We start from the raw sequence: 14,340 nt of genomic DNA, 5'->3' as shown, positions 1-14,340 counted from the left end.
CTTCCCCTCATGGCAAGCGATTGCGCAAAGCGGCAACCACGTTGAAAGTTTGGTTGCTCACTCGGTTGTTTGGGTCGGTGAGGGTCAAACTCAGACGTACACTGCGAATACGCGCCGGGGCGGAGGGGTTGCTGCTGTAACTGGAGACCGCCGAATCCGAGGCGGAACTGGCAAGGCCGAAGCTGACGTTGAAGGCACTGACGTTATCCACCAGCACTTGCTGCGCGGGCGTGCCGACGCCCATCGTCAGTTGACCATTTTTCAGGCTGTAGACAAACCGCCGAATCGGAAATGCCAACTGCCCCGACGCCGGTGTCGGAGCTTCGGTGTAAGCCGTTGCACTGGTTCGGCAATCAGAAATCACGGTCCAGGTCGGCCCGCCGCTGTTGCCGACGTCCGCAGACACCAGCGTCAGCTTGAGACTGGCGTTATCCCAACTGATCGGCGTGATCTGCGCGGCATTGAAATCACCCGCTGTACTGGAATCCGTGATCGTCCCCAGGCAACCGAACATGCCAACCATGCGGATTTCCTGAATCATTTTGCTCAGCACGAAACGCGCATCTTCCTGCATGGTCGCGGCGGCGTTCTGGCTGACAAAGGTGTTCTTGGCGGCGATGAAAACCTGAACCACGCCCAGCACCACGACCAGACTCAACGCCAGGGCGATCAGCAATTCAATCAAGCCAAACCCTCTGCTTAAGCGGCTCATGGGGTCGCCACCGGATCGACGCTCGCGCGGCTGGTCAGCACGAAGCTGCGACGGGAGTTGGCAGTATTGGCGGCCCGGGAGTCGTCCCAGGTAATGGTGATGGTGTACACGCGATGATTGAGGGTGATGTTGCCGGTCGCCGTAGGGCCGCCGAAATTGACGATATTGCTGGTGAAATCGTAGAGATCCTGGTCCCTGGCGACGCTCGGGTTGCCGGAGGTCGGTGGCGTCACCGTGTAGTCGGCGGCCGTGTTGGCGCGAATGCGGTCCATCATGTCGTAGGCGATAAAACTGGCCTGACTGGTCATGCGCGCACTGTCCGTATACTTCAGCGCATTCAGTTGAATCGCCGCCGCCCCCAACAGCCCCACGCTCAGAATCAACAGTGCAACCAGGACTTCGATCAGCGTCATGCCTTCCTGTGCACGCTTGCTCCATTCCCTCATCCGCAACTTCCACCCAATAGAATTCGTCCGTTCAAACACACGTTCAGCGTCCTGCTTTGCGTGCCCAGCACATAGTTGATCACCACCGCCGTGGACGATGAAGACAAGCCGCCCAGATTGTTGAAATCGATGGCGGTCACTCCTGAGGTTAGCGTCAGCGTCGCGCCGCTGCTCATCGCTGGAACAACCCGCAATACATTCGCCGGCGTGCCAGTACCGTCATAAACCGTCAACTCCCCGGTCCAGACGCTGCCGCCCACGGTCGGCCGAACCCGCGTGGTCATGCCCCGGTCGATCGCTTCCAATCTCGCGAAATTAAGACCACGTTGCAGATCAGCGATCTCGGTATCGGCCTTGGTGATTTGCGTGGAACGGGTGAACGCCGGAACCGCTAGAGTGATCAGGATCAGAAAGATCCCCAACGCGACCAGCAACTCGATCAGCGTGAAACCTTTTGTACGATGTTCCATCAATGCCCTCCGTTGCCGTCGGCTATACCTGCTTTTACACGCCAGAACATTCGCCTGCCGAAACGCGGTTGTTCTGCCATTCCGTGCACGGATCGCACGGACCAAACACTCCAGGGAGGAAGTTGTCATGCATCAGCGAGGGTTCAGCCTGATCGAACTGCTTATGGGACTGACGATTGTCGGGATTGTTCTGCATTTGGTCAGTCCGGCATTTGCGCAAGTCACCGAGTCGAACCAACGCGAACTGGCGGCGCAGTCGCTTTTCAGTGACATCCGCAGCGCCAGGACCGAGGCGATCGCACGTCATCAGGCCGTTGTGATTCACGCCATTGATGGTGACTGGCGCGAGGGCTGGCGAATCATTCTGGACATAAGTGGCAAGGGGTATAAGGACAGCAACAATCCGTTGCTGGTCGAGCGCCAAAACGCTTTCGGGGTGCCGATTGTCGGCAATGGACCGGTCAGGACTTCGGTAAAATTCAGCAGCCTGGGCGAACCACAATTAGGCAACGGTGCCTTTCGGGCGGGGACACTGCACATTTGCGCAGGCCGCGAACCGGTGAGCCAGCATCAGGTGGTGCTGGCCGCGACCGGCCGCGTCAGTCTGCGCAACAGCAAGGCTGAGCAGCCATTGTGCGCTGAGGGGGTAAAACTCAAAGCAGGGAACGAACGCGCAACTCTTTAGGCATAGAGAACGTGATGTTCTCCTCGCGACCGGCCAGTTCGTCGGCGCCGGTAGCGCCCCACGCCTGCAACTGCTGGATCACGCCACGCACCAGAACTTCCGGGGCAGAAGCGCCAGCGGTAATGCCAATACGCTCGACACCGTCGAACCAGCTTTTTTGCAGGTCCTCGGCGCCGTCGATGAGATAAGCCGGAGTGGCCATGCGCTCGGCGAGTTCACGCAGGCGATTAGAGTTCGAACTGTTCGGACTGCCGACCACCAGCACCACATCGCACTCGTCAGCCAATTGCTTGACCGCGTCCTGACGGTTTTGCGTGGCGTAGCAGATGTCGTCCTTGCGCGGACCACCGATGGCCGGAAAACGGCTACGCAACGCGTCGATAACGCGACTGGTATCGTCCATGGACAGAGTGGTCTGGGTGACGAAAGCCAGTTTTTCCGGATTGTTCACCTGCAATGCGGCAACGTCTTTTTCGTCTTCGACCAGATAGATCGCACCACCATTGCTGCCGTCGTACTGGCCCATGGTGCCTTCGACTTCCGGATGACCGGCGTGGCCGATCAGGATGCATTCACGACCGTCGCGGCTGTAGCGTGCGACTTCGATGTGCACTTTGGTTACCAGCGGGCATGTGGCGTCGAACACCTTCAGGCCACGGCCGGCGGCTTCGGTACGTACGGCCTGGGAAACGCCGTGGGCACTGAAGATCACGATCACGTCGTCCGGTACCTGATCCAGTTCCTCGACGAAAATCGCCCCGCGTGCGCGCAGGTCTTCGACGACGAATTTGTTGTGGACCACTTCATGGCGCACATAGATCGGCGGCCCGAATACTTCCAGGGCGCGGTTGACGATTTCGATCGCCCGGTCCACACCGGCGCAGAAGCCACGGGGGTTGGCGAGTTTGATTTGCATGCTGTGCCTCGTGTCTTGCGCGCGAAAACAATAAAAAACACTGTAGGAGCGAGCCTGCTCGCGATGGCGGAGTGTCAGCCAACACATGTGTTGAATGTCAGGTACTCATCGCGAGCAGGCTCGCTCCTACATTTTTGACCGCGTACGATCAGTTACAGCGCTTTGACGGAGATGATTTCCACGTCAAAGGTCAGCGTCTTGCCAGCCAGCGGGTGGTTGAAGTCGATGGTCACTTGCGCGTCATCGAACTCTTTCACCACGCCCGGCAATTCAGTATTGGCCGCATCGTTGAAGATCACCAGCAAACCCGGCGACAGGTCCATGTCTTGGAACTGGGAACGCGGGATGATCTGTACGTTTTGCGGATTGGGCTGACCGAAAGCGTTTTCCGGCTCAATGCTCAGGGTACGCTTGTCGCCGGCTTTGAAACCGAACAGTGCAGCTTCGAATCCTGGCAACAGGTTGCCGTCACCAACCTTGAAGGTCGCTGGAGCTTTATCGAAGGTGCTGTCCACCGTGTCGCCATTCTCCAGGCGCAATGCGAAATGCAAGGTGACTTCCGTGTTCTGGCCAATGCGTTGCTCAGCCAATACCTGTTCAGTCATGAACGGCTTCTCCGGTTTTTTTACTTTTGAACATATCCAGTGCCAGCATGACGGCGCCTACAGTGATTGCGCTGTCGGCAAAATTGAACGCCGGGAAGTGGTGGCGGTTCTGCCAGTGCACCAGAATGAAATCGATCACATGGCCCAGGGCAATGCGGTCATACAGGTTGCCCAGCGCGCCACCGAGCACCAGTGCCAGCGCTACGGCCAGCCAGGTTTCGTTGCGCCCCAGACGCTTGAGCCAGACCACCAGCACCGCGCTGACCACAATGGCAATCAGGGCAAACAACCAGCGCTGCCAGCCGGAGCTGTCAGCCAGGAAGCTGAATGCCGCGCCGGTGTTGTAGGCCAGGGTCCAGCTGAAGTAGTCGGGGATCACCACGATCTGCTGATACATCTCGAGCTTGCCTTCGAAGTAGAACTTGCTGGCCTGGTCAATGACCAGAACCAGCAAGCTCAACCAGAGCCAGCCCAGCCGTCCGAAACGGCCAATGGCATTAGGCATAGTGACGAACCTCGCCAGCGCCGCTGATGTTGTCCACGCAACGACCGCAGATTTCCGGATGCTCCGGGTTCACGCCGACGTCTTCACGGCAGTGCCAGCAACGGGCGCACTTGGCGAAGGCCGACTTGACGATTTTCAGCTTCAAGCCGCTGACTTCGGTGACTACCGCGTCCGCCGGTGCCTGAACAAACGGTGCGACGCTGGCGGTCGAAGTGATCAACACGAAGCGCAGTTCGTTGCTCAGTTTGGCCAGGTCGGCGCTCAGCGCCTCTTCGGCGAACAGCGTCACTTCGGCCTGCAGGTTGCCACCGACGGCCTTGGCCGCGCGCTGGATTTCCATCTCTTTGTTGACCGCAACCTTCACTTCCATGATGCGATCCCAGTAGGCACGACCCAGCTCGAAGCCTTCCGGCAGTTCGGTCAGGCCTTCGTACCAGGTGTTGAGCATGACGGACTCGTTACGCTCGCCCGGCAGGTACTGCCACAATTCGTCGGCGGTGAAGGCCAGGATCGGTGCGATCCAGCGTACCAGCGCTTCGGAGATGTGGAACAGCGCGGTCTGGCACGAACGGCGGGCCTTGCTGTCGGCGCCGGTGGTGTACTGGCGATCCTTGATAATGTCGAGGTAGAAACCGCCGAGCTCCTGCACGCAGAAGTTGTGGATCTTCGAGTACACGTTCCAGAAGCGGTATTCGCCGTAGTGTTCTTGCAACTCACGTTGCAGCAGCAGGGTACGGTCCACGGCCCAACGGTCCAGCGCGAGCATTTCTTCGGCCGGCAGCAGGTCGGTGGTCGGGTTGAAACCGGTCAGGTTCGAGAGCAGGAAACGCGCGGTGTTACGGATACGCCGGTAGGCGTCCGCGCTGCGCTGCAGGATCTGCTCGGAAACCGCCATCTCCCCCGAGTAATCGGTCGATGCAACCCACAGACGCATGATGTCGGCGCCCAGGGTGTCGTTGACCTTTTGCGGCGCGATCACGTTGCCCAGCGACTTGGACATCTTGCGGCCGGACTCGTCGACAGTGAAGCCGTGGGTCAACAGTTCGCGATACGGAGCGTGGTTGTCGATAGCGCAACCGGTCAGCAGCGACGAGTGGAACCAACCGCGGTGTTGATCCGAACCTTCCAGGTACAAATCAGCGCGTGGGCCGCTTTCGTGGCCCATCGGGTGCGAACCGCGCAGGACGTGCCAATGCGTGGTGCCCGAGTCGAACCAGACGTCGAGGGTGTCGCTGATCTTGTCGTACTGTGGCGCTTCGTCACCGAGCAACTCAGCGGCGTCCAGCTTGAACCAGGCTTCGATGCCTTCGACTTCGACGCGCTTGGCCACTTCTTCCATCAGTTCGACGGTACGTGGGTGCAGCTCACCGCTTTCCTTGTTCAGGAAAAACGGGATCGGCACGCCCCAGTTGCGCTGACGGGAGATGCACCAGTCAGGACGGTTGGCGATCATCGAGTGCAGGCGCGCCTGGCCCCAGGCCGGGACGAACTTGGTGTCTTCGATGGCTTTGAGCGAACGCTGGCGTAGGGTGTCGCCGGTGGTCGGCTGCTTGTCCATGCCGATGAACCACTGCGCGGTGGCGCGGTAGATCAGCGGCGTCTTGTGGCGCCAGCAGTGCATGTAGCTGTGTTCGATGATGGTGGTGTGCATCAGCGCACCGACTTCGGTCAGCTTGTCGACGATGGCCGGGTTGGCCTTCCAGATGAACTGGCCGCCGAAGAACTCCAGCGAGGTCGCGTAAACGCCGTTGCTTTGCACTGGGTTGAGGATGTCATCGTTGACCATGCCGTACTTCTTGCAGGTCACGAAGTCGTCCACGCCGTAGGCAGGTGCGGAGTGAACCACGCCAGTGCCCGCGCCCAGCTCAACGTAGTCAGCCAGGTAAACCGGCGACAGACGGTCGTAGAACGGGTGACGGAAGTTGATCAGTTCGAGTTCTTTACCGGTAGTGGTCGCAATGACCGAGCCTTCCAGCGAGTAACGTGCCAGGCACGACTCGACCAATTCTTCAGCCAGCACCAACAGTTTGTCGCCGACGTCGACCAGGGCGTAGTTGAACTCCGGGTGGACGTTCAGCGCCTGGTTGGCCGGAATGGTCCAAGGGGTGGTGGTCCAGATGACGATCGAGGCAGGCTTGGCCAGCGATGGCAGACCGAAGGCGGCAGCCAGTTTGGCTTCGTCGGCAATCGGGAACGCCACGTCGATGGTCGAGGACTTCTTGTTCTCGTACTCGACTTCCGCTTCAGCCAGAGCCGAACCGCAGTCGAAGCACCAGTTCACGGGCTTCAAACCCTTGAACACGAAACCGCCCTTGACGATTTCGGCGAGAGCACGGATTTCACCGGCCTCGTTCTTGAAGTCCATGGTCTTGTACGGGTTGGCGAAGTCGCCCAGCACGCCCAGACGGATGAATTCGGATTTCTGGCCTTCGATCTGCTCGGTGGCATAGGCCCGGCACAGTTCGCGGGTCTTGTCCGCGCCGAGGTTCTTGCCGTGGGTTACTTCGACTTTGTGCTCGATTGGCAGACCGTGGCAGTCCCAGCCCGGAACATAAGGCGCGTCGAAACCCGACAGGGTCTTCGAACGGATGATCATGTCCTTGAGGATCTTGTTCAGTGCGTGACCGATGTGAATCGTGCCGTTGGCGTACGGAGGACCGTCGTGCAGGACGAACTTCGGACGATCCTTGCCAATCTCGCGCAACTTTCCGTACAGGCCAATACTGTCCCAGCGCTGCAGAATCTGCGGTTCGCGCTGTGGCAGGCCGGCCTTCATTGGGAAGGCGGTGTCCGGAAGGTTTAGCGTGGCTTTATAGTCGGTCATTTAAGGCTCTTCATTAGCGATTGGCGCTAGGTGCGACAGGGCACGGGCGGCGGCGACATCCGCATTGATCGCCGTCTTAAGCGCCTCCAGAGAGGCGAAACGCTGCTCTTCACGCAGCTTTTGGTGGAAAACCACCGTCATACGCCGGTCATACAGATCGCCGGCAAAATCTAAAAGATGGACTTCGAGGTGGGCTTTGCCATCCCCTTGGACCGTGGGTCGAACGCCGATATTGGCGACGCCTGGCCAGGTCTTGCCGTCGAGATCGACGCTGACCAGATAAACCCCGGTCAACGGTACGCGACGACGCTTGAGCTGAATGTTCGCGGTGGGCGTACCCAACTGCCGCGCCAGTTTCTGGCCGTGCAACACGCGACCGGCAATCCGGTACGGGCGACCGAGCAGGCGCTCGGCGAGGGCAAAGTCAGCGGCGGCCAGCGCATTACGCACCTGGGTACTGCTGACACGAATGCCGTCGAGCTCGACGGTCTGCGCAGCTTCGACGGTAAAGCCCTGCATGACGCCGGCCTGTTGCAGGAAATCGAAATCCCCTATCCGGTCGCAGCCGAAACGGAAGTCGTCACCGACTTCAAGGTGCTGCACACCGAGACCGTCCACCAGAATGGTATTCACGAATTCGCTGGCACTGAGCTTGCTCAGGCGCTGATTGAAGGCCAGGCACAGGACCCGGTCGACCCCTTCAGCGGCTAGCAGCTGCAGTTTATCGCGCAGTCGTGCCAGACGGGCCGGTGCGGTGTCCGGAGCGAAAAACTCCCGTGGCTGCGGCTCGAAAATCACCACGCAACTGGGCACGCCCAACTCAAGGGCGCGCTCACGCAGTCGCCCCAGGATAGCCTGGTGACCACGGTGTACACCGTCAAAGTTGCCAATAGTGGCGACACAGCCCCGATGCTGGGGGCGCAGATTGTGGAGGCCTCGAACCAGCTGCATAACGCGCTTCTTGCTCATAAAGTGGTCGATTATAACCACACCCGGCGGCCGACGACAGGCAACACCGTAACCCAAAGTAATCGAGCCGACAAAAACGCCGGCCCGCCCGCGTGTATCAAAGTTCTGACCTCAGCCGAGCGCCTTGCGATTGAAGTCGCGCAAACGGAAGCCCATCAACACTAACATGCCGAAATAGGCCACCACACCGGCGACCACCAAGGCGCCCAGGCGCAGGAAGCGTTCGAGCATCTGGCCCTCACCCCAAGCAGGCATGAAATGCATCCCGGCCAGCAATACAGCAGACATCACCGTCACCGCGAAAACCAGTTTGAAACTGAACTTCGCCCAGCCCGGTTGCGGTTGATACATCTGCTGCTTGCGCAGCTGATAGAAGAGCAACCCGGCATTGAGACAGGCCCCAGCACTGATCGCGAGTGCCAGGCCGGCGTGAGCCAGCGGGCCGATCAGTGCCAGGTTGAACAGCTGCGTAACGACCAACGTGAAAATCGCGATTTTTACCGGCGTGCGGATGTTTTGTTGCGCATAGAAGCCCGGCGCCAGCACTTTAATCACGATAATCCCGAGCAAACCGACCGAATATGCAACCAGAGCACGTTGGGTCATGGCCGCATCGTGGGCATCGAACTGACCGTACTGGAACAGTGAAACCGTCAGCGGCTCAGCCAGAATTCCGAGCGCCAGGGCGCAAGGCAACACCAGCACAAAGCACAGGCGCAGCCCCCAATCGAGGATTCGCGAATATTCCTGGCGATCCTTGCTGGCGTAAGTCCTGGCCAGGGTCGGCAGTAGAATCGTCCCCAACGCCACGCCCAGCACGCCCGACGGCAATTCCATCAATCGGTCGGCGTAGTACATCCAGGACACGGAACCGGCAACCAGGAACGAGGCAAAGATAGTGTTGATGATCAGCGAGATCTGGCTTACCGACACGCCGAGAATTGCCGGCAACATCTGCTTCATTACCCGCCAGACGCCGCTGTCACGCAGATTCAGGCGTGGCAGCACCAGCATGCCGATCTTTTTCAGGTGTGGCAGCTGATAAAGCAACTGCGCCAGGCCACCCGCCAGTACCGCCCAGCCCAGCGCCATCACTGGCGGATCGAAGTACGGCGTCAGAAACAGCGCAAAAATAATCATGCTGACGTTAAGCAGTGTCGGCACGAAGGCCGGCACCGAAAAACGATTCCAGGTATTGAGAATCGCGCCCGCCAACGAAGAAAGGGAGATCAGCAAAATGTATGGAAAAGTCACCCGCAGCAAACTGGAGGTCAGTTCGAATTTTTCCGGGGTATCGGTGAAACCCGGCGCCGTCACCCAGATTACCCACGGCGCAGCAATCATGCCCAGCACCGTGACCAACGCCAGTACCAACGTCAGCAAGCCCGAGACATAGGCAATGAATGTTCGCGTCGCCTCCTCGCCCTGCTGGCTCTTGTATTCGGCAAGAATCGGCACGAAAGCCTGGGAGAAAGCCCCTTCAGCGAAAATTCGGCGCAACAGATTGGGCAATTTGAAGGCGATAAAGAAGGCGTCGGTCGCCATTCCCGCGCCAAATATGCGCGCAATGAGGGTGTCACGAACGAACCCCAAAATCCGGGAAAGCATCGTGATAGAGCTGACGGCGGCCAACGATTTGAGCAGATTCATTGAAAGAGTTTGTGCCTGTCGATAAACAGCAGGCGAACAATGCGCCTACTTATGCGATACTCCGCGCCGCAACAGCACTGAGCCAAAGCTCGCGAGTTTACAGGTCGTACGCCGGAAAGAAATATCCAGTCGTGCAGCACCTACCACTTAGCGGAACGTTTCAACCGCCCTTGACAACACCTCAACTCATCGGCATGATTCGCGGCCTATTTTGTTTGCTATTTCCTAAAAAGTCTTTCGAGGAGCTCGACGGTGGCCAACTCACCTTCCGCCAAAAAACGTGCAAAACAGGCTGAGAAGCGTCGCAGCCACAACGCCAGCCTGCGTTCCATGGTTCGTACCTACATCAAGAATGTAGTTAAGGCCATCGACGCAAAAGACGCTGAAAAAGCTCAAGCTGCATACGTTCTGGCTGTGCCAGTTATCGACCGCATGGCCGATAAAGGCATCATCCACAAGAACAAGGCTGCTCGTCATAAGAGCCGCCTGAATGGCCACGTAAAGGCCCTGAACGTTGCCGCTGCTGCCTAAGCGACTCGTTCATTAAAAAACCGACCTCAGGGTCGGTTTTTTATTGTCTGCGATTTAGTAACACACAAAAAACTGTGGGAGCGAGCTTGCTCGCGATAGCGGATCAACATTCAGAAAATAAGCCAACTGAAAGGACGCAATCGCGAGCAGGCTCGCTCCCACACTTTTTGGATCTTCGTGTATTTACTGGGCGCTAGCCCACGGCAAGATCGGAATCGCCGTCACCGCATTCTGCGGGCTACCCTCGATCAAGCGATCGCTATACACCAGGTACACCAGCGTATTGCGCTTCTTGTCGAGGAAGCGCACCACCTGCATGGTCTTGAACACCAGGGACGTGCGCTCCTTGAACACTTCGTCACCATCCTTCAACTCACCCTTGAAGCTTATGGGCCCGACCTGACGGCAAGCGATTGAAGCCTCGGCACGATCCTCAGCCAACCCCAAACCACCCTTCACGCCACCGGTCTTGGCGCGCGACAGGTAGCAGGTCACGCCTTCGACCTTCGGATCATCAAATGCCTCGACCACGATCCGGTCGTTCGGGCCGACGAATTTGAACACCGTCGACACCTGGCCAATTTCCTCGGCCGAGGCCAGCAGCGGCATTGCCAGCAGCAGACCCAACAATCCTTTTGCGAAACGCATTCAGGTATTCCTTCAGACCAGGATCAGGTTATCGCGGTGAACCAGTTCCGGCTCCGCCATATAACCCAACAGACCGACAATCGCCTCAGACGACTGACCGATGATTTTTTGAGCCTCCAGCGCACTGTAATTGGCCAAGCCCCGAGCGACTTCACGACCGTCCGGCGCCACGCAGACCACCATTTCACCGCGACGGAAGCTACCCTGAACCAATTTGACTCCAACCGGCAGCAAGCTCTTGTTGCCCTGGGACAACGCCGTCACCGCACCCGCATCCAGCACCAGAGTGCCACGGGTTTGCAGATGCCCCGCCAGCCACTGCTTCCGCGCCGCCAGCATGCCGCGCTCGGGCGACAACAGCGTACCGATGCGTTCGCCCGCCTTGAGCCGATCCAGCACGCGCTCAAGGCGCCCGCCAACGATGATCGTATGAGCGCCGGAACGCGCCGCCAGACGCGCGGCACGCAGCTTGGTCTGCATGCCGCCGCGCCCCAGCGCACCGCCAGTTCCGCCCGCCACCGCATCGAGCGACGGATCATCGGCGCGCGCCTCGTAGATCAGCTGGGCATCGGGATTGTTGCGCGGATCGGCATCGAACATGCCGTCGCGGTCCGTCAGGATCACCAGCAAATCAGCCTCGACCAGGTTGGCGACCAATGCCGCCAAGGTATCGTTGTCGCCGAAACGGATCTCATCGGTGACCACGGTGTCGTTCTCGTTGATCACCGGAATGACCTTCAGCTCAACCAGCGCGCGCAAGGTACTGCGGGCGTTCAGGTAGCGCTTGCGGTCGGACAGGTCGTCGTGAGTCAGGAGAATCTGCGCAGTGTGCCGACCATGCTCGGCAAAGCTCGACTCCCACGCCTGCACCAAGCCCATCTGGCCGATTGCGGCTGCAGCCTGGAGCTCGTGCATTGCACTGGGTCGTGCAGTCCAGCCCAGACGGCTCATACCGGCCGCCACCGCCCCGGAGGACACCAGCACCAGCTCGACGCCCGCCTCATGCAAGGCCACCATCTGCTCAACCCAGACACCCATTGCCGCGCGATCCAGGCCTTTGCCGTCCGCTGTCAGCAAAGCGCTGCCGATCTTCACGACCCAACGCTGCGCACCTGTCACCTTGCTCCGCATCATCTTCAACCTTAGCTTGAGGACAGCGCGACCTGGCACTGCCCGTGACATTATTCGTGGTTATTCGTGACCAACGATCGATTTCCAGATACTAAAACGCCGCTCGATTGAGCGGCGCTTAAGTTTATCGCAACGAATCAGTCACGCACGTAAATGATTTCCGGACCGTCTTCATCATCCACATCTTCTTCGTCCCAATCATCGTCGCCGATGTCGTGGACCGACTTCACGCCACTGCGACGCAAGGCACGCTTGTCATCCAGCGCCTGCAACTGCGCGCGAGCTTCGTCTTCGATGCGCTGGTCGAGATCGGCCAACTCTTCCTTGTAGGCCGGGTCATTGGCCAGACGATCAGCACGATCCTCCATGTAACGCATGATGTCGTGGCACAGACGCTCGGTACCGAGCTTGGAGATGGCCGAGATCACGTAGACCGGGCCCGTCCATTCCAGGCGATCAACGATTTCCTTGACGCGAGCATCGTGCTCTTCATCAAGGATCTGGTCGCACTTGTTCAGGACCAGCCAGCGATCACGCTCCGCCAGGGACGGGCTGAATTTGATCAACTCGTTAACGATTACTTCAGCGGCATCCGGTGCGCTTGCGTCGTCCAGCGGCGCCATGTCCACGAGGTGCAGCAGCAGACGCGTGCGCGCCAAGTGCTTGAGAAAGCGAATGCCCAGACCAGCACCTTCGGAAGCGCCCTCGATCAAACCCGGAATATCGGCAATGACGAAACTCTTCCAGCGATCGACGCTGACCACACCCAGGTTTGGCACCAGCGTGGTGAACGGGTAGTCGGCGACTTTCGGCTTGGCAGCCGAAACCGAACGGATGAAGGTACTTTTCCCAGCGTTCGGCAGACCCAGCAGACCGACGTCAGCCAACACCTTCATTTCCAGCTTCAGGTCGCGCTGCTCACCCGGCTTGCCCGGAGTGGTCTGACGCGGCGCACGGTTGGTACTGGATTTGAAACGGGTGTTGCCCAGACCGTGCCAGCCGCCCTGTACCACCATCAATTTCTGACCGGCCTTGGTCAGATCGCCGATCACTTCTTGAGTGGCCGAGTCGATCACCGTGGTACCAACAGGTACGCGCAGGATCAGATCCTCACCCTTCTTGCCGGTGCAGTCGGTGCTGCCACCGTTGGAGCCACGCTCGGCATCGAAGTGCCGGGTGTAACGGTAGTCCACCAGGGTGTTGAGGTTTTCGTCGGCCATCATGTAGATGGAACCGCCGTCACCGCCATCACCGCCGTTCGGACCACCGTTCTCGATAAATTTTTCCCGACGGAAACTCATGGCGCCATTGCCGCCGTCACCAGCCTTTACGCGAATCGATACTTCATCAACAAACTTCATAACAAACGCCTCTCGCCATACGGACGAGCCGAAAAACAATCAAGACATAAGACTCTTGCAAAAATGAGCGCAGCGACCCCAAACCACGACACCTACATCGTACGCCGACAGCCCATACAAACAGCTTTGCAAGAGACTCACCCCACAAACGAAAAAGCCCCGTCGCGAGACAGGGCTTTTCCAGCGATCGCGCGATTAAGCCGCGACTACGCTCACGTAACGACGACCGAAGGCGCCTTTTACTTCGAACTTGATCACGCCTTCGACTTTAGCGAAGAGGGTGTGATCTTTACCCATGCCAACGCCGTAGCCAGCGTGGAATTGGGTGCCGCGCTGACGCACGATGATGTTGCCTGCTTTGATAGCCTGGCCGCCATACATCTTCACGCCAAGGCGTTTGGCTTCTGAGTCGCGACCGTTACGGGTACTACCACCAGCTTTTTTGTGTGCCATGAGTTCAATTCTCCTAGTGAGGAATTAGGCTGAAATTAAGCCTGAATACCGGTGATTTTGATCTCGGTGTACCACTGGCGGTGGCCCATACGCTTCATGTGGTGCTTACGACGACGGAACTTGATGATGCGGACTTTATCGTGACGACCTTGGGAGATCACTTCAGCCACAACGGTAGCGCCAGCAACAACTGGAGCGCCAATATTCACGTCGTCACCGTTGGCAACCAACAGAACGCGATCAAAGGTAACGGATTCGCCGGTAGCGATTTCCAGTTTTTCGATCTTCAGGTATTCACCTGGAGCGACTTTGTACTGCTTGCCGCCAGTAACGATTACTGCATAAGACATGGTATTTCTCCGATAATCCTGCTCACCCAGCTCTTTATAAGAAGAGGTATTGGCTGGCATGGCTGCATGGGGCTGGAAGGCCCG

16 protein-coding genes are annotated in these 14,340 nt (G+C 58.6%); 2 read left to right on the top strand and 14 right to left on the bottom strand.

All coding sequences use genetic code 11. From position 1 onward, the window contains the following. Positions 1-7: 7 nt before the first annotated feature. The 3 genes from ABVN21_RS27260 to ABVN21_RS27250 are packed head-to-tail and all read right to left on the bottom strand — an operon-like array spanning position 8 to position 1,628. The gene (locus ABVN21_RS27260; protein ID WP_339555063.1) at positions 8-712 is read right to left on the bottom strand and encodes a prepilin-type N-terminal cleavage/methylation domain-containing protein; all 705 of its coding nucleotides are present in this window, start codon (positions 710-712) and stop codon (positions 8-10) included. Next, a complete protein-coding gene (gene pilV, locus ABVN21_RS27255; protein ID WP_339555062.1) occupies positions 709-1,158 on the bottom strand; it encodes a type IV pilus modification protein PilV in 450 nt (149 codons plus the stop codon). The genes ABVN21_RS27260 and pilV overlap by 4 nt, the downstream gene beginning before the upstream one ends. Continuing rightward, positions 1,155-1,628: a GspH/FimT family pseudopilin gene (locus ABVN21_RS27250; protein ID WP_339555061.1), complete on the bottom strand. Its 474-nt coding sequence runs from the start codon at positions 1,626-1,628 to the stop codon at positions 1,155-1,157. Before ABVN21_RS27250 ends, pilV begins: the two co-directional genes overlap by 4 nt. 127 nt (positions 1,629-1,755) lie before the next feature. Here ABVN21_RS27250 and ABVN21_RS27245 point away from each other — a divergent pair, with 127 nt between their 5' ends. Continuing rightward, entirely contained in the window at positions 1,756-2,313 is a 558-nt protein-coding gene (locus ABVN21_RS27245; protein ID WP_339555060.1) for a GspH/FimT family pseudopilin, read from the top strand. Here the strand turns inward: ABVN21_RS27245 and ispH are convergent. From ispH to murJ, 6 genes are all read right to left on the bottom strand, one after another. Further along, the gene (ispH, locus tag ABVN21_RS27240) at positions 2,282-3,229 is read right to left on the bottom strand and encodes a 4-hydroxy-3-methylbut-2-enyl diphosphate reductase (RefSeq protein WP_339555059.1); all 948 of its coding nucleotides are present in this window, start codon (positions 3,227-3,229) and stop codon (positions 2,282-2,284) included. The genes ABVN21_RS27245 and ispH overlap by 32 nt on opposite strands. Positions 3,230-3,381: 152 nt before the next feature. Further along, the gene (fkpB, locus tag ABVN21_RS27235) at positions 3,382-3,819 is read right to left on the bottom strand and encodes an FKBP-type peptidyl-prolyl cis-trans isomerase (RefSeq protein WP_172668667.1); all 438 of its coding nucleotides are present in this window, start codon (positions 3,817-3,819) and stop codon (positions 3,382-3,384) included. 7 nt (positions 3,820-3,826) lie between these two features. Then, positions 3,827-4,339, bottom strand: a complete 513-nt coding sequence (gene lspA, locus ABVN21_RS27230; RefSeq protein ID WP_150701494.1) for a signal peptidase II — start codon at positions 4,337-4,339, stop codon at positions 3,827-3,829. Continuing rightward, on the bottom strand, positions 4,332-7,163 hold the full coding sequence (ileS, locus tag ABVN21_RS27225; RefSeq protein WP_339555058.1) for an isoleucine--tRNA ligase: 2,832 nt from the start codon (positions 7,161-7,163) through the stop codon (positions 4,332-4,334). Before ileS ends, lspA begins: the two co-directional genes overlap by 8 nt. Beyond that, complete coding sequence (gene ribF / locus ABVN21_RS27220) at positions 7,164-8,114, bottom strand: bifunctional riboflavin kinase/FAD synthetase (protein ID WP_339555057.1); 951 nt, start codon at positions 8,112-8,114, stop codon at positions 7,164-7,166. 129 nt (positions 8,115-8,243) lie between these two features. Then, complete coding sequence (murJ, locus tag ABVN21_RS27215; RefSeq protein ID WP_339555056.1) at positions 8,244-9,782, bottom strand: murein biosynthesis integral membrane protein MurJ; 1,539 nt, start codon at positions 9,780-9,782, stop codon at positions 8,244-8,246. Positions 9,783-10,034: 252 nt separating this feature from the next. Here murJ and rpsT point away from each other — a divergent pair, with 252 nt between their 5' ends. Beyond that, complete coding sequence (gene rpsT, locus ABVN21_RS27210) at positions 10,035-10,313, top strand: 30S ribosomal protein S20 (protein WP_020798646.1); 279 nt, start codon at positions 10,035-10,037, stop codon at positions 10,311-10,313. 183 nt (positions 10,314-10,496) lie between these two features. On the opposite strand, the gene ABVN21_RS27205 is transcribed toward rpsT, so the two are convergent. The 5 genes from ABVN21_RS27205 to rplU all read right to left on the bottom strand — a co-directional run bounded on the left by ABVN21_RS27205 (position 10,497) and on the right by rplU (position 14,256). After that, positions 10,497-10,961 carry a CreA family protein gene (locus ABVN21_RS27205; protein ID WP_339555055.1) on the bottom strand — a complete coding sequence of 155 codons (465 nt, stop codon included), beginning with the start codon at positions 10,959-10,961 and terminating at the stop codon, positions 10,497-10,499. Between the two features lie 12 nt (positions 10,962-10,973). Further along, positions 10,974-12,092, bottom strand: a complete 1,119-nt coding sequence (gene proB / locus ABVN21_RS27200; RefSeq protein WP_339555054.1) for a glutamate 5-kinase — start codon at positions 12,090-12,092, stop codon at positions 10,974-10,976. Between the two features lie 137 nt (positions 12,093-12,229). Then, on the bottom strand, positions 12,230-13,453 hold the full coding sequence (gene cgtA, locus ABVN21_RS27195; RefSeq protein WP_008052064.1) for an Obg family GTPase CgtA: 1,224 nt from the start codon (positions 13,451-13,453) through the stop codon (positions 12,230-12,232). A gap of 195 nt (positions 13,454-13,648) precedes the next feature. After that, on the bottom strand, positions 13,649-13,906 hold the full coding sequence (rpmA, locus tag ABVN21_RS27190; protein ID WP_003281574.1) for a 50S ribosomal protein L27: 258 nt from the start codon (positions 13,904-13,906) through the stop codon (positions 13,649-13,651). A gap of 35 nt (positions 13,907-13,941) precedes the next feature. Further along, a complete protein-coding gene (gene rplU / locus ABVN21_RS27185) occupies positions 13,942-14,256 on the bottom strand; it encodes a 50S ribosomal protein L21 (RefSeq protein WP_003176051.1) in 315 nt (104 codons plus the stop codon). Positions 14,257-14,340: the final 84 nt, after the last annotated feature.

It is taken from the genome of Pseudomonas sp. MYb327 (genome assembly GCF_040438925.1).
GTDB lineage: Bacteria > Pseudomonadota > Gammaproteobacteria > Pseudomonadales > Pseudomonadaceae > Aquipseudomonas.
This window is presented reverse-complemented; position numbering and strand designations above follow the sequence as displayed.

Coding starts and splice junctions, on each gene's coding strand:
- ABVN21_RS27260 (WP_339555063.1), bottom strand. CDS start 712: ATGAGCCGCTTAAGCAGAGGGTTTGGCTTGATTGAATTGCTGATCGCC.
- pilV (WP_339555062.1), bottom strand. CDS start 1,158: ATGAGGGAATGGAGCAAGCGTGCACAGGAAGGCATGACGCTGATCGAA.
- ABVN21_RS27250 (WP_339555061.1), bottom strand. CDS start 1,628: ATGGAACATCGTACAAAAGGTTTCACGCTGATCGAGTTGCTGGTCGCG.
- ABVN21_RS27245 (WP_339555060.1), top strand. CDS start 1,756: ATGCATCAGCGAGGGTTCAGCCTGATCGAACTGCTTATGGGACTGACG.
- ispH (WP_339555059.1), bottom strand. CDS start 3,229: ATGCAAATCAAACTCGCCAACCCCCGTGGCTTCTGCGCCGGTGTGGAC.
- lspA (WP_150701494.1), bottom strand. CDS start 4,339: ATGCCTAATGCCATTGGCCGTTTCGGACGGCTGGGCTGGCTCTGGTTG.
- ileS (WP_339555058.1), bottom strand. CDS start 7,163: ATGACCGACTATAAAGCCACGCTAAACCTTCCGGACACCGCCTTCCCA.
- ribF (WP_339555057.1), bottom strand. CDS start 8,114: ATGCAGCTGGTTCGAGGCCTCCACAATCTGCGCCCCCAGCATCGGGGC.
- murJ (WP_339555056.1), bottom strand. CDS start 9,782: ATGAATCTGCTCAAATCGTTGGCCGCCGTCAGCTCTATCACGATGCTT.
- ABVN21_RS27205 (WP_339555055.1), bottom strand. CDS start 10,961: ATGCGTTTCGCAAAAGGATTGTTGGGTCTGCTGCTGGCAATGCCGCTG.
- proB (WP_339555054.1), bottom strand. CDS start 12,092: ATGCGGAGCAAGGTGACAGGTGCGCAGCGTTGGGTCGTGAAGATCGGC.
- cgtA (WP_008052064.1), bottom strand. CDS start 13,453: ATGAAGTTTGTTGATGAAGTATCGATTCGCGTAAAGGCTGGTGACGGC.
- rpmA (WP_003281574.1), bottom strand. CDS start 13,906: ATGGCACACAAAAAAGCTGGTGGTAGTACCCGTAACGGTCGCGACTCA.
- rplU (WP_003176051.1), bottom strand. CDS start 14,256: ATGTCTTATGCAGTAATCGTTACTGGCGGCAAGCAGTACAAAGTCGCT.